Origin of the sequence: Vibrio sp. 1557 (genome assembly GCF_033340175.1) — a bacterium.
GTDB classification, from domain to species: domain Bacteria; phylum Pseudomonadota; class Gammaproteobacteria; order Enterobacterales; family Vibrionaceae; genus Vibrio; species Vibrio alginolyticus.
Genome location: NZ_JAWOVZ010000212.1, coordinates 1 through 1,176, shown reverse-complemented (window position 1 = coordinate 1,176; position 1,176 = coordinate 1). Strand labels below are relative to the sequence as shown.

Annotated in this window: 2 pseudogenes; one reads left to right on the top strand and one right to left on the bottom strand. The window is 47.4% G+C overall.

The features are described from left to right. Positions 1-105: pseudogene (locus tag R7070_RS25965) on the top strand (C factor cell-cell signaling protein); the annotation flags it as partial. Positions 106-175: 70 nt separating this feature from the next. On the opposite strand, the pseudogene R7070_RS25960 reads toward R7070_RS25965, so the two are convergent. Continuing rightward, positions 176-1,176 (bottom strand): annotated as a pseudogene (locus R7070_RS25960) (MoxR-like ATPase); the annotation flags it as partial.

The following is a 1,176-nucleotide window of genomic DNA, read 5'->3' as shown; positions in this document are numbered from 1 at the left end:
GGTGATATGCAGGCAGTTACCCCTTCTTATGCTGCCCAACTTATCGAACAAAGCAAAGCGACACTTGTGATGACAGAAGACGGACAGATCATCTTTCACTCCTAAATTCCATCAGTCCTATGACGAAAAAGGCCTGCATTGCTGCAGGCCTTTGTATGAGTGAATTAAGAGTTATTTACTGGAAACTCACTGCAGTTGGTAGGCGATCAAGCATCTTGTAGTAATCACCAGCCACAGCGCCGATATCACCACGCAAATACGCTTGAATCATATTGAGATCTTTCAGCCAAAGTTCTTTGTCAGCATCTGAAGACGCCATGTACCCTGCGTACACATTGTCGACCGCGAACATCATGTCTTCGGCGTGATCGTTGTAAATCAAAAGCATCGCATCAGTGTAAGCTTCGAACGCTTTCAGCTCATCGTGCGCTTTACCACCTTTGTAGCTCAATGTGCCCGAAGTTGCATCGATGACCAAATCACCCGAAGTCACATTCGCTGTCGTAAAGTTGATGAAAGACTGGCTAAACGACAGCACACCTGCCGCGATATCCGCATCAATGGTTCGCTTCATTGCGTTGACCATTGGCGCATCCAGCAGCAATACAGGATCGTGGAACGCTGGGACAATCGCTGTTCGGAATGGCCCCCAAGCGCTATCGATGCTCTCTGCAACCTTGTTTAGTGTTGCAGGCTCATAGCTATCTAGGTACGTTTTTAGATCGTAACCTTTGGACGTCACCAGTTGGTTTGCGTAGTCGTAAGCCAGCTTGTTTGCTTTTGTTGCCACAAACTTCTCGCCGTCGATAACAAACTCAACCTTGTCACCCGCGATAATACCGTAGCGGTCTTGTTGCTTCGTAAACGTATCAAACTGAGATTGACCACGAGTCTTCACTGTGTAGTCGTAAGACTTCATTTGGCGCACACCCATTCTCAAGATGACATCGCCAACACGTCCGCGGCCTTCTGCACCAATATCAAGGAATCTTGCAATACCACGAGGCATTGGTGGTAGGGACTCCATTTGCTCAGTGATGTGTAGGTTCACGGTAACACCTTTTAGATTGGTGTATTCCTTACCGTCTTTACCCACCAATTTAACTGGCGTATTTAACGCATCATTTGCCACGATGTTGCCCATGATGTCTTCGTATTCAGCTTGCACCCCAGGGA